The organism is Bacteroides sp. 2_2_4 (genome assembly GCF_000157055.1).
Classification (GTDB): Bacteria; Bacteroidota; Bacteroidia; order Bacteroidales; family Bacteroidaceae; genus Bacteroides; species Bacteroides ovatus.
Genome location: NZ_EQ973373.1, coordinates 71382 through 90104, shown reverse-complemented (window position 1 = coordinate 90104; position 18723 = coordinate 71382). Strand labels below are relative to the sequence as shown.

Annotated in this window: 9 protein-coding genes; 1 reads left to right on the top strand and 8 read right to left on the bottom strand. The window is 43.1% G+C overall.

The window, feature by feature from the left end; all coding sequences use genetic code 11:
- Nucleotides 1–153: 153 nt before the first annotated feature.
- Nucleotides 154–1347, top strand: a complete 1194-nt coding sequence (locus tag BSCG_RS01995; RefSeq protein WP_008777428.1) for an ISAs1-like element ISBaov2 family transposase — start codon at nt 154–156, stop codon at nt 1345–1347.
- A gap of 319 nt (nt 1348–1666) precedes the next feature.
- Here the strand turns inward: BSCG_RS01995 and BSCG_RS02000 are convergent, their stop codons facing one another.
- Genes BSCG_RS02000 through BSCG_RS02030 form a run of 8 tightly spaced genes read right to left on the bottom strand, consistent with a single transcriptional unit; the run spans nt 1667 to nt 18716 of the window.
- Nucleotides 1667–3241 (bottom strand): glycoside hydrolase family 28 protein, encoded by a 1575-nt coding sequence (locus tag BSCG_RS02000; protein ID WP_008777427.1) that lies wholly within the window; start codon nt 3239–3241, stop codon nt 1667–1669.
- Nucleotides 3242–3266: 25 nt separating this feature from the next.
- Nucleotides 3267–5678: a pectinesterase family protein gene (locus BSCG_RS02005; protein WP_008777426.1), complete on the bottom strand. Its 2412-nt coding sequence runs from the start codon at nt 5676–5678 to the stop codon at nt 3267–3269.
- Nucleotides 5679–5719: 41 nt separating this feature from the next.
- On the bottom strand, nt 5720–7576 hold the full coding sequence (locus BSCG_RS02010) for a fimbrillin family protein (protein WP_004320964.1): 1857 nt from the start codon (nt 7574–7576) through the stop codon (nt 5720–5722).
- Between the two features lie 55 nt (nt 7577–7631).
- Nucleotides 7632–9284: a DUF5123 domain-containing protein gene (locus tag BSCG_RS02015; protein WP_008777425.1), complete on the bottom strand. Its 1653-nt coding sequence runs from the start codon at nt 9282–9284 to the stop codon at nt 7632–7634.
- A gap of 20 nt (nt 9285–9304) precedes the next feature.
- Nucleotides 9305–11206: a RagB/SusD family nutrient uptake outer membrane protein gene (locus tag BSCG_RS02020; RefSeq protein ID WP_004301526.1), complete on the bottom strand. Its 1902-nt coding sequence runs from the start codon at nt 11204–11206 to the stop codon at nt 9305–9307.
- A 25-nt stretch (nt 11207–11231) separates the two neighbouring features.
- Entirely contained in the window at nt 11232–14444 is a 3213-nt protein-coding gene (locus BSCG_RS02025; RefSeq protein WP_032849850.1) for a SusC/RagA family TonB-linked outer membrane protein, read from the bottom strand.
- Between the two features lie 44 nt (nt 14445–14488).
- Nucleotides 14489–16876: a BACON domain-containing protein gene (locus tag BSCG_RS0128040; RefSeq protein WP_032849848.1), complete on the bottom strand. Its 2388-nt coding sequence runs from the start codon at nt 16874–16876 to the stop codon at nt 14489–14491.
- 34 nt (nt 16877–16910) lie between these two features.
- Nucleotides 16911–18716: a DUF5123 domain-containing protein gene (locus BSCG_RS02030; protein WP_008650719.1), complete on the bottom strand. Its 1806-nt coding sequence runs from the start codon at nt 18714–18716 to the stop codon at nt 16911–16913.
- Nucleotides 18717–18723 lie beyond the last annotated feature (7 nt).

Here is an 18723-nt window from a genome sequence, read left to right as displayed (position 1 = left end):
GCACCTTTCAGGGAAAACGCATTATACTCTTTCCTTAATCTTTTATACATTTATCTTACACCAATATTGTCTTTTCATCTTATTAATAAGATATTTATCTTTCATTTACAATATTATTTGAGTACATTTACGTGATTATAAATCACAATTAAAATGAAGCAAGAAACTAAAAGAAAGATTGAGATCAGCAACCTACATGAATTTGCTGATTCATTAATATTGATAGATAACCGGATAGACCGTTGTAAAAAACATCAGGCCAGTACCATTGTTCTTATTGCAATTTCTGCTGTTATATGTGGCGCTGATACTTGGAATTCAATAGAAGACTTTGGTAAAAGTAAAGAATCTTTTTTTGCAGCCAAGCTTTCCAATTTTAATGGTATCCCTTCCCATGATACATTTAATCGCTTTTTCTCGGCATTAGATCCTTTAAAATTTGAAGAATCTTATAGGCAATGGGTCCAAAGCATTCTCAAATGTTATTCGGGGCATATAGCCATTGATGGTAAAACCATACGAGGAGCCTATGAATCCGAACAGGACAAGCGTCATCGTAAACAAGGAGTGCTTCCTGATTCGAATACGGGAAAGTACAAATTGCATGTCATCAGTGCATTTGCAACAGAACTGGGAGTCTCCCTTGGACAGTTATGTACACAAGAAAAGGAAAATGAGATAGTTGTCATTCCTGAATTATTAGATATGTTGTGTATAAAAGATTGTATTATTACAATTGACGCTTTAGGATGCCAGCGTACAATTGCAGAGAAAGTCATAAAGGGAGAAGGTGACTACATTTTTATAGTGAAAGATAATCAACCGAAATTAAAGGAAATAGTACTGTCAGTAACAGAAAGTATTGTATCAAAAGGTACAACAGTACGATTTGACAAATATGAGACGCATGAAGAAGGACATGGCAGGAATGAGTCGAGAATCTGCTATTGCTGCAACGATCCTGGTTTTCTGGGAGCAGATATTAGAAAGAAGTGGAAAAATATACAGTCTTTCGGATATATAGAGAATACCAGAAATACAAACAAAGGCACTACAGTGGAAAAAAGATGTTTTATATCTTCCTTGGAACCTGATGCGCAGAAGATACTTAAAAATAGTAGAGAACACTGGGAAATTGAGAATAATCTACATTGGCAGCTAGATGTCAATTTCCATGAAGATAATACCAGAAGAAGAAATATATCAGCATTAAACTTCTCCGTACTGGCGAAAATTGCATTGGCTACATTAAGAAACAACAAAAGAGAGATACCAATCAATAGAAAAAGATTAATAGCAGGGTGGGATAATGAATTCTTATGGGAACTTATTTTACATGATTTATAATGCGTTTTCCCTGAGGCACCTTTGCCCAACTATACCGGCACACTAATCAAACTATACAGGTATACTTACTCAACTATACAGACATACTTACTCAACTGTACAGGCATACGAATGCAACTATATCAGAACCTTAAAACAACAATTCCAAGATGTCAGCATAACTATACAATAAAAAAACAGGCTGACAATAGAACTCTTAATTCTTATTGTCAGCCTATTGTCAGCTTCTATTGTCAACATGTATTATACTGTAATTCACTTCTTTAACTTCCGTTCTGACAGATTGACAATAAAAACAGTATAAAAACGAGTAGTACAGTTAGTTCTTGGTCAGCAACCGTTTCTCTGAAATCGTTCCCAGATCTTTTCCGTTAATGGTGATATCCGTTGTATTTTCGATCTGTATCATAGATTGGTCAGGAGTGTCAATTTCAACATTCTCGATGTTGAGCTTTGCCACTTGATTCACTACAATACCCTCTTTAGCACCAGTAACCACCATATTCTTGATGGAAATATTCTCAATCGGCATTTCGGGAAGTCCGTTCAGATACGCCGCCCGTCCTGCTCCCCTGCAAAACACATCCGAGATATAGATGTTCCTAAAAGCAGGAGTCTCTTCACTCACACTCGGAATCGGTTCACCGGGAGCACTTTTGGCCGCATAATATAAATCGGCAATCAAAGCATCATTAGGAATATCAATCATATTTATATTGTTGATGTAAATATTCTCCACGACGCCACCACGTCCACGGGCACTTTTAAACCGCAACCCGACATCCGTGCCGATAAAAGAACATTCGGACACATATACATTCTTCACTCCTCCGGACATCTCACTACCAATTACGAATCCGCCATGACCATGCAAAACGGTATTGTTTCTCACAATCACATTCTCACAAGGTTCACCTCTGCGACGGCCATCTTCGTCTTTACCAGACTTCAGGCAGATTGCATCATCTCCCGCATCAAAGAAACAGTTGGCAATCAGCACATTCTTGCATGATTCCACATCGAGCGCGTCTCCGTTCTGCGAATACCAGGGATTGAACACCTTTACATCATTCAATATCAAAGATTCGCACGAAAGCGGATGAAGACACCAGCTCGGAGAGTTTTTGAAAGTCACGCCTTCCAGAAGCACCTTTTTACTCTTCACAATACTTAGCAGTACAGGACGCAGCCAACTTTTCATCTCCTCCCATTCTTCACTCGTGATTTCAGCCTGTTGATTCCCCTGGCCAGACATGAGAACGGATGCTTTCAATGCCCCTTCATTAGGATACCACACCTTGCCGTTCTCATCCACATTACCACCGGAGTTCACCAGATTCTTCCACTGTCTGTCCGTCATTTTATCCTTCTTCACAGGACGCCATCTGTCTCCCGCTCCATCAAAAACGCCATAACCGGTAATAGCTATGTTTTCTGCATTCATTGCCGAGATAGGCGACTGGCAGCGCCGTGTATCCAGTCCTTCAAATGAAGTCGTAATAATCGGATACAACGAGGTGTCACCGCTAAACACAATCAAAGCATTCTTTTCTGCATGCAAATTGACGTTACTTTGCAAAACAATGGGGCCTGTGAGCCACAAACCTTCCGGAATGATTACTTTCCCCCCTCCTTTGTCGTGCACTACTTTGATAGCCTTATTAATAGCCTCCGTGTTCAGCGTCACCCCATCGCTTTTTGCTCCGAAATCACAGATATTTACCTGATAATCGGGAAAAACGGGACGCTCTATGGCGGGCATGGAGAAAGGAAGGTCTGCATACATTGCCTTCAAATCTGTCTCCACATCCACCTGCTTGGCAGTACCCTGACAAGCACAAAATAGTCCTATGATGACTGGTACCAAGCCAGTCATTCGATTCAATCTATTCATCGTATCTTTTTACCTAAACATTTTATTATTTGAACCAAGCCGCATCGGTATAGCCATCCCAACTCATGATGGTTTCACGTGTACCGAAGTATTGATCGTATTGTTCCTTACTAAGTTGCAGCACTGTATTGCGCACCGTTGCCGGAATAGATTGATAAATATCCGAACCCGATTCAGTCTTGCAGTTGTAAAGTTTGCAGCCGGTGGCAACAGTAGGTACAGCCGGTGTCAGCGGTTTATTCTCTCCTACAAAGTTAGGACCGTACACATCGGCAAACGTACAGTTTAAGAAGGTCAGATTGTCCGGCTCGAACTGATAAATCAAAGTAGAGTTAGTGACGCCTTCGCCTACCGTGAAACGGCTGTTCAAGAATACATATCCCAAGTAACCCGCACTGACACGCGCTTGCATTACAGCACGTGTACCGGTAGGCGCATGAAGTTCGCAGTCTTCAAACAGTACCACCTTACCCGCCCCCCAGATGAAATCGGTAGCTCCGGCTATGAAACAATCTTTGAACCAGTTGTAACCTCCACCGGGAAGCAAAGTATCCTGGAAACTCAAGACACGGCAATTGATAAAAGCAGCCGATTTGTTGTTAATATAAAGTGCCTCGGCCTGACCATTCTTGCCTAGTGTCCAGCCATACGCATTCTCTATCGTCACATTTTCAAAGCGGATTTTATCACTGTTACCATCGAGTATCACCACCGAACGACCTCCGGAAGAGGGCACAATAGTGCCGGTAGGGGCAAACTGATCGATATTGGTTCCGCCGCCTATACCACCGTTAATATCATTGCTGTTATCATATTGAATATTGACAGCCGTATTATCACTAGCATTTCCTTTTACTGTGATGTTGCTTTGATCGCGCAAGTAGATAATCTCCTGATAGATACCGTCATCCATCCGGAATGTCTTAGCAGCATTCAAATCGACATGTGTGGCACAGAAGTCAATAGCACCTTGCAAAGTATAGAAGTCAGCATTGGGGTCGGTGTGACTAATTTTCACCTCATAGTTCTGTCCGGTCAATGCTGGTGCCGGCTTCGTCTTGAACGTCCATGCACGGCCATATACTCCCTTGAAGTCTGTTTGTTTCACTGCTGCCTGTTCGATGGTTACATAATATTCGGTGTCGGGTTGTAAGCGCTGTTGATGAGGCTTGATAATGAAACTCTTACCTTCCACCCGTGCCGGATAATAATTGACGATACGACGACTGACGGAAGAACCGGTAGGCGTAACGCCGATAATATCCATCCACGTATTCAGTTGGGTCTGACCGTTTACGATAGACTGTCTGCGTTCTGCCATATTGATTTCATCTACCTGTTTATGGTCGCTCATACGATAGATGCGGATACAACCACTCGTACCAAGTTCGGGTGCAGTGCCTTCAAAGGCGATTTTCAGTTCGGTATCTGCTAGTGCTTGCTGCGTGCCGTCGGCAGGTGTGAAGGCATATCCTGATACAGGAGTCTTGTCACCTTCGGCCGTTCCGTCCTCACTGCTTCCGTCTTCCCAGGGAGCTGATGAGTTTCCACCTTCCACATTTTCAAGACGTCCCATCTCTACAAAGCCGCTGTCGTCTATGTAGAGTGCGAATGTGTAGCTATAACCTTTGTGGAATTGCGGCAAAGCAATGTCCAAATTAGTAAATATCCACTCTTTCTCTCTATCGTCCAATACGAAAGACACTTTATAGCTGTCTGTCAATGCCGATGGAAGAATGATAGCTTCGTAGAATCCTGTTGTAGCATTGTGATAAGGGTTGATTGTAGCAACAGAGCTTTCGTCAACCGTCAGTACATCTGTTTGTATATTGAATGAAGCGGCAGTTTGCATCCCCTCAATCCGTACATCACTTACTTCCAACGGTTCTTTTTCCATATTCACAAACTTCAGAATCACTTTTGCCAGACGATGGGTAAAGTTTAATGAGATATGGGGTTCGTTCTCCGGAGAGTAGGTGTATTCTTCTTTCGTGGCAGCATATAGTAAGTCGCACGCCGTACTTCCTCTTTCTTGAGCGGCCAGTTGCACGGGATAATTAAAATTACGTACATCGGCATTATACGGATAGTATGCCACAAACTTCACCGGTGTTCCATCATTTTGCACTTTCAGCGGTGTAGTGGAAGTGAAAGAAACCGACGCACCCTCTTCCGAGCAGACATAAGGTACATTCGCTGCTTCTGTGACAGGTTCAAGAGTCTTCATATCCAATACGTATGTTCCGATCTTATCTCCGTCATTCCATGACGATCCGTCTTGGGTGACACGGGTTGAGAAACCTGTGAGGTCTACACCGAAGGTAACCTCTCCCGCAGTAGTAGGTTGTTTTGTACCTGAATCTTGCTCATCATCCGAACAAGAGAGGCAAAACAAACCACCTAACAAGGGATATAATAATGAATGAAATAATTTCATAACTGTAATGTTTAATCAGTATTACAAGAGTAATTCAATGGTTATTTTACATTCTTATACCAACGCGGGTCACCTACTTGAGCATCAATTCTCAGTTTGAAGTTGCCGTTTCCTGCATCTTCAAACAGTTCGGTAACTGTTTTGGACGTATCTATCCAGGCATTAGGAAAAGTATTGGTATCAATTGCTTTTCCATGTACATTCAATACAGGCATCTGTCCGGCTTCGGTAGCTGCCGCTGCATAGTTACCGGAGAATTCCCGTACATCCATTTTATAGCCTATGTTAGGGTTACTTGTAACGAAGCAGGCCGAAATATTATTCTTATAATAGAGATTACCATTCGCATATCGGCTTTCAAATGGAGTCTTTGCCATATCTGCCAATGTGCAATTTTCGACAGTGATAACTACACTATTGGCATCTTTCACGTAAATGACGCGTTCTGTCATTTTATAAAGTGTAGAGTTAGTGATAGTGATTGCTTTAGAACCATAATAGTTGAAGACATTTTGCATATTGGCAAACAGACAATCATCGATCACTACAGCAGAAAGTAAGTTTTGTGCCCCGTTATCTCCGGTTGACCAGTCACAAACAGTCTTCATGTTACTAAAGTTACACTTCTTGAAATCTACCACAGCATCAGTAGCGAGTTGGGCAGTTTCATTGTTAGTCAGCAGAGCGGTTGAGTTATCACCTGTAATATCTAAGTTATTCAATGCTATCTTTTGAAGACTGGTATATTGTATCTGTTTCAGATTCATCTTCACTTGTTTTTCTGTATCACCAATCAGTAACAACTCTGTTACAGCTTCGGGCACTACCATTGCATCGCTAAAGGTATAACCTTCTGCATTGGCAGCAAATACTAACGCAACTTTACCGGAAGCACCGGACAATATTGTCGACAGGTTTGTTTCTGCATTAATCGCTTTTTGAGCATAATCAGCAGGAATTGCTTCATTCTCTGAAACTTTATCACCGTCGCCATCCTCGCTGCCACCATCACCCCAAGGTGTGTTGCTGCCGGAACCACCGCCTATTTCTCCGCTAGTCTCTTTTCCTACATTGATATTGAAGGTATACTCATAGCCTGCAACAAACTTATCTATCTTGCTGCCTTCAGGCACTGTGTACTGATACTTACCACCGTCTGCCATGATAGTGAGCGACATTTTATTTATCAACTCTTCAGCAGGCAACATGATACCAATAAAAGATTTATCTCCTGTTTTCTGCAGGGAAATAGACTTCTGCGTATCCATGTTAGTCAATTTCCCGTCTATCAGGCTGAAAGTAGCTGTGGTATTCATCCCCCCTACCGTTATACTTGTCACATTCGACACGTTTTCATTCGTAATCTTAACACGTAGAAGCACTAACTTATGATGGAAAGTGAATGCCAATCCACCTGCCAACAATGATTCCGTTGACTGGTTGGCAGCCTTTGCCCACATTAAATCGTGGGCAGAGATACCGTCAGACTGATCGCTTACATCTACTTTATAAAGTGCTGCTGTGGCATCAATAACATCTGCAGATGTAGTATGCGGATAATAGGCTACGAAATTCGTAGGCATATCATAGATTGCTATTCCGGGATCGGACGAGAAGTTCGCCGTAAGCCCCTCGCCAATCGTCGTATATTTCACGTTAAGGGCATCGTTCAACACATTCTTATCTTCCGTATCGAACATATATATACCAATAGCATCACCGTTCTCCCATTCACTGGTTTCGCTATTCAATCGTGTAGTGAAACGGTCGTTGCCCGAACTGATAGTGCGAAGCATTCTTTGACCATCGCCATCAGTAAGAGAATTTTCATTAACTTCACTACAAGCTACTGCCAACGTTCCGGCAACCGCTAAGAAAAATAAATGTTTCAGATTCATAATATTATATTTTAATTTATTCTTAATCATGTAAGTTCATATTCTCAATTTAAATTTAAGGCAACCAACGAGTATCACCGGCACGGTTGCTTACAATCGGAGAAGAGGTATCCTTAATCGTCAAGTCTCCATTAGCCGGATCGGCAAACAGTTCGACTGCCGTAATTTTCAAATCGGTCGCATTCATATTCTTACCTCCCAATGTATAGTCTGCGGTGGTATAGTTATTAGAGAATGTAGTAGTAGTGTTAGCACCGATAGCAAACAAGTCACCGCAAGGGGATGCCAACAAGATACCTTCCATTACCAATTTAGAACCTACGGCAGATTCAATGTTAATCAGACGTTGATTACGGCTGTAGTTGTAAATAGTTACATTCTTATATTCCAGGTCGATAGGTTTATCCATATAAGGAGCATAGAAAAGGTTACCCCAGCCATAACCATTGGTTCCATCATTGTCGTTGCTAAATGTACAGTTGCGGAAGATTGCACGGTCTACCTGGTCATAAGAAACTCCGTTATCTTTGTCGAAAGACTGAAGATTAAATGCACCATAAGCACTTGTTTGCCATCCACAACCTTCGAAACGGCATCCTTCCATTTCCAGATTCATAATGTACTTGGCATTAGCGGACTGATGGCGCCAGAAACCTCGGCGAAGACTTATGAAATCGCAATTTACAAAGCTGACATTCTCTATTGTGTATGCCTTGCTGGTATTCATAAAGTAGTTATTGTTTGCTTCATGACGGAATTCAATATTATCAAACTCCAGACTGGAGAGGTAAGAACCCTCTGCAATACTCCAACTACCTTCCAAAACAACAATAGGTTTAACTCCATCACGACTACCGGCCAAACGGAAGCCTTTCATCAAAGCGAACGGAGTGACGCGGTAAGAAGAACCTGCAGGCAAATAGTATTCTGTACCTTCGGGCACTTCAGGATCGACATCGTTGTTCAGCAACATCGCAGATAAATCGTCATCCAAGCCTACCGGTATGGACATAGCCGACGGGCCTGCCGTACGGAACGTTACCTGATTATAAGGTTTGTCATATTTACGCGGTTTACTGGTATCATACAGGTTGACAGCATACAGTGTATTCTTCGTTAAACCATCCACCTCGGCAAATCCCTGCATCATTTCTTCAATGGTCAGATAGCGGCTAATACCAGGCAGTGTCGTATTCATCATAGGGATAATGCTTATACTATCCACCGGATTCTGTTTATTGTCTTTCTTCCAGCGAATGATAGCCGATGATTCCGTAATTTCGGTTTTGGAAACATCTTCCACCAGTTGGGCATATTCCGGACGAGCTTCAGTAGAGGCACTGGTGTATTTCCATTGCGAGTTGTTGGTAGCGTTGGCAGCATTACTGCGTACACGAATATAGAAAGTAGTTCCGTAAGGAATATCATCGATAAACACATAAGGATCAGTGGTTTCTATCTCCATAAACAAGCTGGTATAATATTGATCCTGATGTAGTTGTACCGTATAAGAGATAGCATCGTTCACTTTATACCATACCAATGTCACAGAGTTTGCTTTCACCTCCGGTTTCTCCAATACAAACCGGGGCTGGAACAGGTCGTCCACTTTCGTATATTTATCATCTGCCTCGCAGCCTATGAACAGGGTGCCGCAAAGGAGTGCGGGCAGCATAGCCGTTGCAAGTTTTCGTAATAACTTTATCATAACGTTTGTCTTTTTACTGATTAGTATCCATAATAGTTCCGAATCAATCCGCGATGGTCTGTTATAACCTTTGCAGGATAAGGACACAGGTATCTCACAGGATCGGTAGGTTTCACTAATTGATCGTTGTTCTTGTTGATAAATCCACGGAAACTCCATGAAATAGCATCCAACGTTTCATAAAGCTGTGTTTCTTTGTTCAACACTCTCCATCCCAACGCATACTCCAATACTGTGTAACCGGCAGGGCGACCTACACCGGGACCATATTCGTCAATACCTACAATGTCTAATACCTTTCTATCAGAATGTTCAGGGTCCGTCACTTGCTTGTAATAGATATTAGACGGTACTTTCTCAATGCCTGGTACGTAAGCTCCGTTAGCTACCAATCCCCAATTAGTCATCTCGTTATAAAGATTGTAGATAACTTCACCATATTTATTCCAACGCGCAAGATCGTATTTACGAATACCTTCACCACCAAACTCCCATTTACGCTCATCCATGACTGCTTGGAAGAAATCTGCTTCATTAGTCAGGCTCTCTACATAACTTTCTACTTTATCCGTCCATTGAGCCGCATCGAAAGCACGGCGGCGAACACGCTTCAGTGCTTCTTTGGCATCGTCACGCGGTCCGTAAAGTTCATTGACTGCTTCAGCATACATCAGCAAAACATCTGCAAAACGCATACGTACACTGTTGATACCTGTATTAGAACCACTGGAAGCACCCAGCGGAGACTGCATATAGAGTTTGGACCATTTACCAACACCCATACCAGTCACTCCCATATCAATCTCCTGATTCAGGTCTTTATCATATTTATAAGGTACACAAGTCATATCACGACGCAAATCATCCTTATCAAACGAATAAACATACGTACCGCAGAAAGTTACATAGTTGCGGGCGCTGCCATAAGAGTGCTTACCTTCTGCAATAGTAACACCGATATTATAGCCATAACGACTGGTGACACTTTTCAGCATCGGAACAGCGAACATGACATCATCGTTGTTGGCAGTCTTCCAGTTACATTCATTTACCCACAAGTTTTCAAAACTTTGAGTCAAGTCGTGTTTGCTTTCTTTGATTACCTTCCCCAGATAAGTGATGGCAATCTCATAATAATGTTCAAAGTTATCACCTCGTTCCATGTAACCTACGTGAGTCACATCTTCTTTGTCGGCACGAAGAGTCCAACCACCCCGATAGAGAGCCAACTGTCCGATAAGCGACTGGCAATATTCGCGTGAAGCACGTTCTACGCCATAATCCAAATCGACTGCATATTTCATCATCGGTTCTACAGCTATCAAGTCATCAATCAGATATTCCAGAATGACATTGCGGTCGGTAGTACCCAGACTGAAGAAGTCATCGGTCGCTTCCGTTGGTTTGATAATAAACACTACATCTCCCCATGTACGGATCAAGTCCAGATAGAGCATGGCACGAAGAGTTTTCACTTCTCCATACATCTGTTGTGTTTCGGAAGGAGTATCACCTGTTACTTTATCGGAAAACAATGGTGACTCCTGCACAGCCTGCAAAAAGTCGTTGGCATAATTGATAGCATAATAGATATTGTTCCAAGTAGCGTTCAATACCGACCAGGTGGGACGGGAATCAAAGCAGCCTATATCCGAGCCATTGGTACTGACAGTGTTGTTCTTGAACGAACTCATTTCCACATCGGTATTCGTATTCAAACCGCTGGCAAGGTTACTTCCGTACAATCCGTCTTCCGTCATGGAAGAGTAGATACGGGTCATCAACGCTTTCATCTCCGATTCGCTGGAAAATATGTACTCGGGAGTAAAGCCGGAGGCGGGCTGCACATCAAGAAAATCATCGCAAGACGTCAAAGTGAACATAGTTCCGGCAATGAGTGAGTATATTAGTTTCTTATTCATTGTTCTTTCATTTTATAGATTTCAATTAAAAAGTCAACTGTGCACCAAATGTATAGGTACGGCTACGCGGATAACGGTTATAATCAATGTTCGGTGTCAAACCGGTAGCGATGTTCACCTCCGGATCATAACCACTATATCCGGTAAGGGTAAACAGATTATTGCCCGATACATAGAAACGCACTTTACTCAAACCGACTTTCTTCGTCCACACACTTGGTAAGGTGTAACCGAGGGTAGCTGAATTAAGACGCAGGAATGAACCGTCTTCCACGGCATACGACATACAGATGGGGCGTCCGATGGAAGTGGGATTCCACATGGTAGCATTCTTATTGAATTCTGCCAGTACTTCCGGACTGTAACGGATCTCATTACCCATGTCGTCGAAGTTACGCCAGCGTTTATCTGAAGCGATGTCCATCAGGAAGTTGTTCTCTTTATTGTCCGCCCAAGTGGTCAGCATAATTTTGTTGGCATTCAGTACATCAAAATCATACATAAAGTTGAAGAACATACTCATATCAAATCCTTTATAAGTAGCATTCAGACCAAAACCTCCCGAGAATTTCGGAGTAGTGTTGCCAATAACAGTACGGTCGGCTTCTGTCAGCTGATAAGGATTGGTGCTGTTGGGATCTACCGGAGTGAGTTTCTTGAACTTGGCATTACCGGGACGCGGAGTGTCGGACAATGGGCTTGAATCTACCACTCCTTCTTTCAGTTTCCATGTTCTGGATTTGGAGTCGAAAGATTCAAAATCGGCTACGGTATAGAATCCATCATTGACATAACCGTAAATCAAACCACTGGTACCACCCACATAGGCACGATAATCATCAGAGTTCACGACGTCATTTCTCCAGGCCGAAGTGAGAATCCATTCTTTTTCACCACTTGCCAGTTTATCAATCTTGTTTTTATTATGACCGATATTGAATGTGGCGTTCAGTGAGAAGTCTTTCGTTTCTATCAGCCAGGCATTCAGTTGAAGTTCTATACCCCGATTGGATGTCTGTCCCACATTGGTCATCAGTTTAGTGTAGCCTGTGTAACCTGGAATATCCGAAGGCACCAGCAAATCTTTGACTGTATTCCAGTACACATCAATCGTACCGCTAAGGCGTTCTTTAAAGAAACCGAAGTCAATACCAATGTTACGTGTGATGGTGGTTTCCCATTTCACATCAGGATTGTACACATATTTAGAGTTATAGAAGTTATAGTAATAGTGGCTGACTTCTCCCCATCCGGCAGGACGGGAACTGCTTACCCCATACAATTTCTGATAAAGGTCGGCATCGATACGGTCGTTACCGGAAGAACCGTAGCTTAATCTCAACTTTAAGTTGGATACGACCTGATTATCTTTCAAAAAGTCTTCGTTAGAGATACGCCATGCCAACGCTCCTGCCGGGAAGAATCCCCAACGGTTACCTTTGGCAAACTTGGAAGAACCATCGGCACGCAGCGTTACCGTAGCGAGGTATTTATCATTATAGCCATAGTTGATACGGCCAAAGAATGAAGAAATACGAGAGGGAGAGGCCGCTGACGAGGAGTTCTCGTAAGGAGTACCCAGCGACAAATTATCAAAGACCTTTTCTGCCGTGATATTTTCCGGAAAAAAACGAGTAGAGTAAGTTTTGGTAGTAGTCTGGTTATGCTTGATTTCCTGTCCCAACATCAGACGGATATCATGTGCTTCTTTTAGCATAAAGTTGTAGTTCCACACGTTGGTAAGCTGCCACTTGGTACCTTGTTTCATGCTCCATTCCGCCACCGGCTGGTTATTGTTGCTACGAGCTTTACTGGTCTCCATACCCCAGAAACGGCGTTGTTCTTCAGAGTTATTCTCGAAACCAAATTCACTACGGAAAGTCATACCCTTCATAATATCCCAGGTCACGGCTCCCATCGTATTGAGCGACTTGTTGATTCTCTTTTTATAATTTCTTTTCGATTCTTCTTTGGGATCAAAAAGAGTTTCCTCTTCCAGTTGATCGGGATCGAAATACGTATCGTCTTCGGGAAGTTTCATATATTCATCCAGACCCTTAGTCGGTTTTTCACGCAAAGCAGTCAACAAACTAACGCCTTCCGTACCGGATCCATCTACTTCCTTATGCAACAAACGCGTGCGGTATTCCAACGTCAGGAATTTAAAAGGTTTGAAGTTGAAAGAAGCGTTCATATTGTTTTGTTTCAGTCCGTTGCCTACCATCACACTCGGTTGGTCCTGATGGATAAAGGATAGTTTATATTTGGCTTTCTCCGTACCGCCATTCACACTAAGGTCTACATATTTGGCCACCGGATTGGAACCGAACACCTCGTCCTGCCAGTCAGTTCCGGCATTTCCCTGATAGATGTAGTGTTCGTAAGCATGTCCATACTTATTATTAAAAGCTGTAGGATTAGAGCTTTTCTGACGCGCATTTTCATATTGCATCAATACAAATTCGTAAGGGTCCATCACATCCAGTTTGTTGGAAAGTTCTTTGGTCTGCACATAAGTGTTCAGGCTAATGACAACCCGTCCTTCAACAGGACGTTTGGTTGTCACCAAGATTACACCGTTGGCACCACGCGCACCATAGATAGCTGTGGAAGCCGCATCTTTCAAGACCTCGATAGATTCAATATCGGTAGGTGGAACATCGTTCAGACTGCTTACTTCAAATCCGTCCAATATGATAAGCGGACTGTTATCTTGTGTAATAGAACCGCCACCACGTACCAAAATCTTAATTTCAGCATCCGGCGAACCGTCTACAGCTGTCACCTGCACACCCGGCAGTTTACCGACGATGGCTTCAGCAGCAGAAGTGGTCTGTACTTTCTCCAATATCTTGCCGGATACGCTGGCGATAGAACCGGTCAGGTTACCTCTTTTCTGCGTACCATAGCCGATTACGACTACGTCATCCAACATTCCGACAGCTTCTTTCATGTGGATATTAATGTTCGAGGTACGTCCTTTCAACGGTTCTTTTGCTTCTTCCATACCTACATAGCGAACTATCAACACGGCCTTGGCTACATTGGGCACACTGGTCAATGTAAATTTACCATCCAAATCGGTCGTTGCACCTATTGAAGTGCCTTGCACCGTTACTGTGGCACCAATTACCGGCCCCATATCGTCGGTCACCGTACCGGTCACGGTAGCAGTCTGTGCCATAGCACCCACTGCTACCCACAGCAGGATAAATATGCTTATGATTATTTTATTCATCATTCTATGCTTTTATTGTAAATAGATTTATTTGCTCCACACCTTTATTTCTTTTCCATTACTATTCCGCCTTGGTTCTGATAATAGATAATGTGCTGAACCAGGTTGTGGAAATAAACTTCGATGTTCGGATAGCGTCCGTTAGGATCAACCGACGAACTGATTTTTTGTGCATCACTCGGATCGTTAGGATTCAACCCGTAAGCTTCTTCCCAAATATCAGGAATTCCATCACCATCCGTATCAGGCCAAGGATTCAACGACTTCACCTTAATGTAACCTTCAGTATCTGATACTGTATCAATGATACCGGGTTGCTTGGCTTTGCCGTCTTCTTCGGGTTTGGAACCGATATAGGTGTAAGTACCATTCTTTACTTCGCGAACGATACGCTGATCTATCACATCTCTACGCAAAGAAGCTCCGGCATATTCCAATACTTTATCGTAAGCTTGTTCAGCCGTGTGACTGGTCAGTTTGCTGAAAGGTTGGTAATCTGCCATCTTCATAGCTTGCTTTTCTGCTTCAGGAACCGTACCCAGTGAAGAATCGAATTGTCCCCAAACACCCTCTGTCCAGTTATCAGCCGTGACACCTGTGTTACCTAACACATAATTGCCATTGATATAAGCTCTGGCAGTAGGATCACTTGACAGGATACGGTAAGAACGGTTGTTTGTTCCGGTAGCTGGCCCCGGTTTATAATAGCAGTTGGTCAGGTTGAAAGCAGCATACTTTCCGCCATAACTGCCTTGTCCTCTTCCACTCCAGTTGTAGTAGACATTATTCCTCACATCGAAATATCCGGTAAAGTCATAAGATTCTTGTGTACCGGGAGCAGACAAATCGGAGATACGCGGGCAGCGGCTACCGTGGTGTGCTAACAGTATGTGGTGGAAAGAAGCATTATCTCCACTAAACATAGCACCATAACCATGAGCACCCTTGGCATGGTTAGACAGGTTCATACTTTCAGAAGCGATACACCATTGTGCCGTGAAGTTCTGTACGCCATAGAAAGTCAGTGTTTCATCCACACTCCATCCGGCTGTAATATGGTCGATAATGGCATCTTTGAAATAGCGTCCGCCAATCGCATCTTCTCCATAATCGGCAAACTGATCGCCCGGACGGCAACGCAAGAAACGAACAATAGCATTCAGACTGCCACCTGCACCAATAGCCGGATCTTTCGACAGGTTAAAGGTGAAGTTGTAATTCTTCAATGTGATACCGTCGCCCGGTGCGGTCTGACCAATGATACTCAAATTAGGATATTCATTCAGATACAGCCCTCTTTTCAGTTCGATGATACCGGATACATCAAAAATGATGGTGCGTGGTTGGTTGGATTTCTCAATTCCGTAGCGTAAACTGCCCTCAATAGGGGTTTCGTTTTTGTTATAATCTGCCAGCGTGGTCACACGATAGATTTCGCCGCCACGACCACCGGTAGTAAAACGACCGCCACCTTCGGCACCCGGGAAAGCGAGTATAGAAGTAGAATGATCGTCACCGATGCTTGTATCGGGTTTACCATATTGGAAGATGGTAATTACTTTATCCAACATCTCTACCGTTGCTGTACGTGGAAAGACTGTTTCATTATTTTCGATATTCAATACGACTTCATTGGCAGTAGAGTTTTTCTTATCCTGCGTAATCCAACTCTCGGATATTACAGCATCGTAATCTACCGGGTTTTCTCCTTGCGGAGCCGAGATAACCAGTTTAGGACATTTATAAGGAATGATATACTCATCCTGTTCTATCGTCACCTCACCGCTTACACCGTCTTGTGTCACTTTCAGGACACGCTGCAATGTATAATCTCCTACGGATTTGAATATCAGGACGGCTGTTCTGGTTTTGTTTGCATTTGCATCTACGGCAAATGTTACTTCATCCGTCACAAAACTGCGGGTTCTGGGAGTTGCTTCCTTCAACTTGATCCAGTCGTACTCTGCTGCTATCTCCAGTTCCCATTCCACATTTGCCACTACTTTGCAGGTGAATGTACCTCCCCGGAATGACAAAGGGGCTGATGAATAATCAAACAAAATATCGGGATCGGCCCCCAGTTGCTCTACGCTAATCTCTTGTTCCAATGTCGAGCCTGCACCCGACATTGATACTTTTACTGTTCCGGTGCGCTTGGGGCCGTCTGTATTCTCGGTAAAAAACAAACGGAGATCACCATTCCCCTCTCCGGAGCTTTTTGATATAGTCAACCAGTCGCCTGTCGAGGTCACTTCGGCAGTCCATGTAGAGGTAGCCGTTACGTTGATTGTAAACGAACCGTCTACGTTACTCAACTTCACCTCATTCTTCGACACTTCCAGTTTGGCAGCTGTTGCACCCGCATTAGATTCGTCGTCCGAACTACATGCGCTCAACAATCCTACCAATAATATGAATAGAAAATATCTCATGTTTTATATCTTTATATTGTTAATACTCTATTGATTATTTAATCCAATGCGGATCACCAATTCCATTTGTATATACTTCGGAGTTTTTATCGGTAATAGTGAAATCTCTACCAGCCACATCTTTGAAGAGTGTTTCCATAGGGAGAGCTGTTTCTACCGGTATTTCAGCAGTATCAACTCCCCAGTTAGCCACTACAAAGCCATTGGTGCGATAGTTATTCTCGAAAGTCTTGCTTGTGACGTTTCTTGTAGTGAACCAAGTTCCCTGTCCGACTTCACAAACACCACTAAAGAGATTATTACGGACAACTAAGTGGAATGAAGAGGTATTCTTCGGGTTTAAGTCGAAGAAGGTCATTGCAGCAGGAGCCATACTCACAAATGTACAATTCTCTATTGTCACATTCAATTCGCCTGTCATACTACCCAAACCGGTTATCAAAGCTCTTGTCAGATTGTTGGCATGGAACGTAGAGTTCTTGAACACAAAGTTGTGTACCGGCGCGTCCTGCTTGGTAGAAAGACCGAACAGGCCACTTCCACCGGAATTCAAACCTAAGAAACGACAATTCTCAATCACAATATGATCGGCAATCTGTTTCTGTGCAGCATCTACTTCCTGATACCACATTGTACGTACCAAATCGCTGATTTCACAGTTCTTCCAAGAGATAGTAGATACATGGAAAGCTTGGTTTTTAAACTTAAAGAAATCGGAAGTTGTCACCTTTATTTTCAGATTCTCGAAGTGGAAGGCTTCAATAATGGCATCAGGACAGTTGATACTCATGTTGCCCATTTCCATAAATGCCAATTCTTCACCATCACCCGGTGCCTGTCCCATGATGTAGAGAGCTTTCGGTATTTCGGTCTGTGTACCTAATTTATAGGTAGCACCCGCTTTCAGGAAAAGTTTCACCTCATTTACAGAAGCATCCGCCAGCATTGATTTACAGATTGATTCAAGGTTCTCTTCCGGACTTACATATCTGTATCCGTCAGGAATTCTCATCGGAGCTTCCGGATTGATATCTTCTTCGTTCCATCCTTCCGAAGCAATTGTTACAGTGTAATCTTGTATGATCGGTTCATCTACGTTGTTCAGTGCAAACGCCACTTGTACCGTATCATCAGGCAAGATGGGGAATGTGCCATCGATAGCTTTAGATTGGACTACCGTATTATTCTTATCCAGATAGTCGATACGCACAGATACTGTTCCGCCTTCGCTTTGCGTTTGAAACAATACAAAGTCATCGGTGTAGTTCACTCCACCGGTTGTTGTCTCTTTCTCGCGTTGCACATCTGTCGGAGCTTTTACAAAAGTAGCATCCGATAGTTTATATCCTGATATTGGTGAAGAAACGACTGCGCGTAATTTCGAGTAGCTTTTATCCGATTTACGATCGGTAGACTTCAGACGAAGCACACCTGTACGATTGTACATACGCACACTAAGCGGTTCGTCGAACGGGGATTTATACGTCACCGGTGCCGAAATGGCATATTTTGTTTTAGCCGTCGGATCCTGATGTATCACAATATCATTCAGATTCTTCGGACTGGGAATAGAATCGGATTGTGTGGTAGAAATAATGTTATAACTCCCATTGGGCAACTGAAAGCGATAAAGCGACGAATAGTTGGCTACATACTCACCATCGGCTGTATAGATAAACAGGGGTTTGTTAGAGGCACCTGTGTTCACCGCCCACGGTTCGTCATCCAGAAACAGTTGTATCTCTTTTACTACCGAAGTGGCATATCGTTCTTCTTCCGAACAAGCTGTTATTCCCAACAGGAGCATTATTCCCGTCAGTGAATAGAATATATTTCTCATATAACTC

Coding starts and splice junctions, on each gene's coding strand:
- BSCG_RS01995 (WP_008777428.1), top strand. CDS start 154: ATGAAGCAAGAAACTAAAAGAAAGATTGAGATCAGCAACCTACATGAA.
- BSCG_RS02000 (WP_008777427.1), bottom strand. CDS start 3,241: ATGAATAGATTGAATCGAATGACTGGCTTGGTACCAGTCATCATAGGA.
- BSCG_RS02005 (WP_008777426.1), bottom strand. CDS start 5,678: ATGAAATTATTTCATTCATTATTATATCCCTTGTTAGGTGGTTTGTTT.
- BSCG_RS02010 (WP_004320964.1), bottom strand. CDS start 7,576: ATGAATCTGAAACATTTATTTTTCTTAGCGGTTGCCGGAACGTTGGCA.
- BSCG_RS02015 (WP_008777425.1), bottom strand. CDS start 9,284: ATGATAAAGTTATTACGAAAACTTGCAACGGCTATGCTGCCCGCACTC.
- BSCG_RS02020 (WP_004301526.1), bottom strand. CDS start 11,206: ATGAATAAGAAACTAATATACTCACTCATTGCCGGAACTATGTTCACT.
- BSCG_RS02025 (WP_032849850.1), bottom strand. CDS start 14,444: ATGAATAAAATAATCATAAGCATATTTATCCTGCTGTGGGTAGCAGTG.
- BSCG_RS0128040 (WP_032849848.1), bottom strand. CDS start 16,876: ATGAGATATTTTCTATTCATATTATTGGTAGGATTGTTGAGCGCATGT.
- BSCG_RS02030 (WP_008650719.1), bottom strand. CDS start 18,716: ATGAGAAATATATTCTATTCACTGACGGGAATAATGCTCCTGTTGGGA.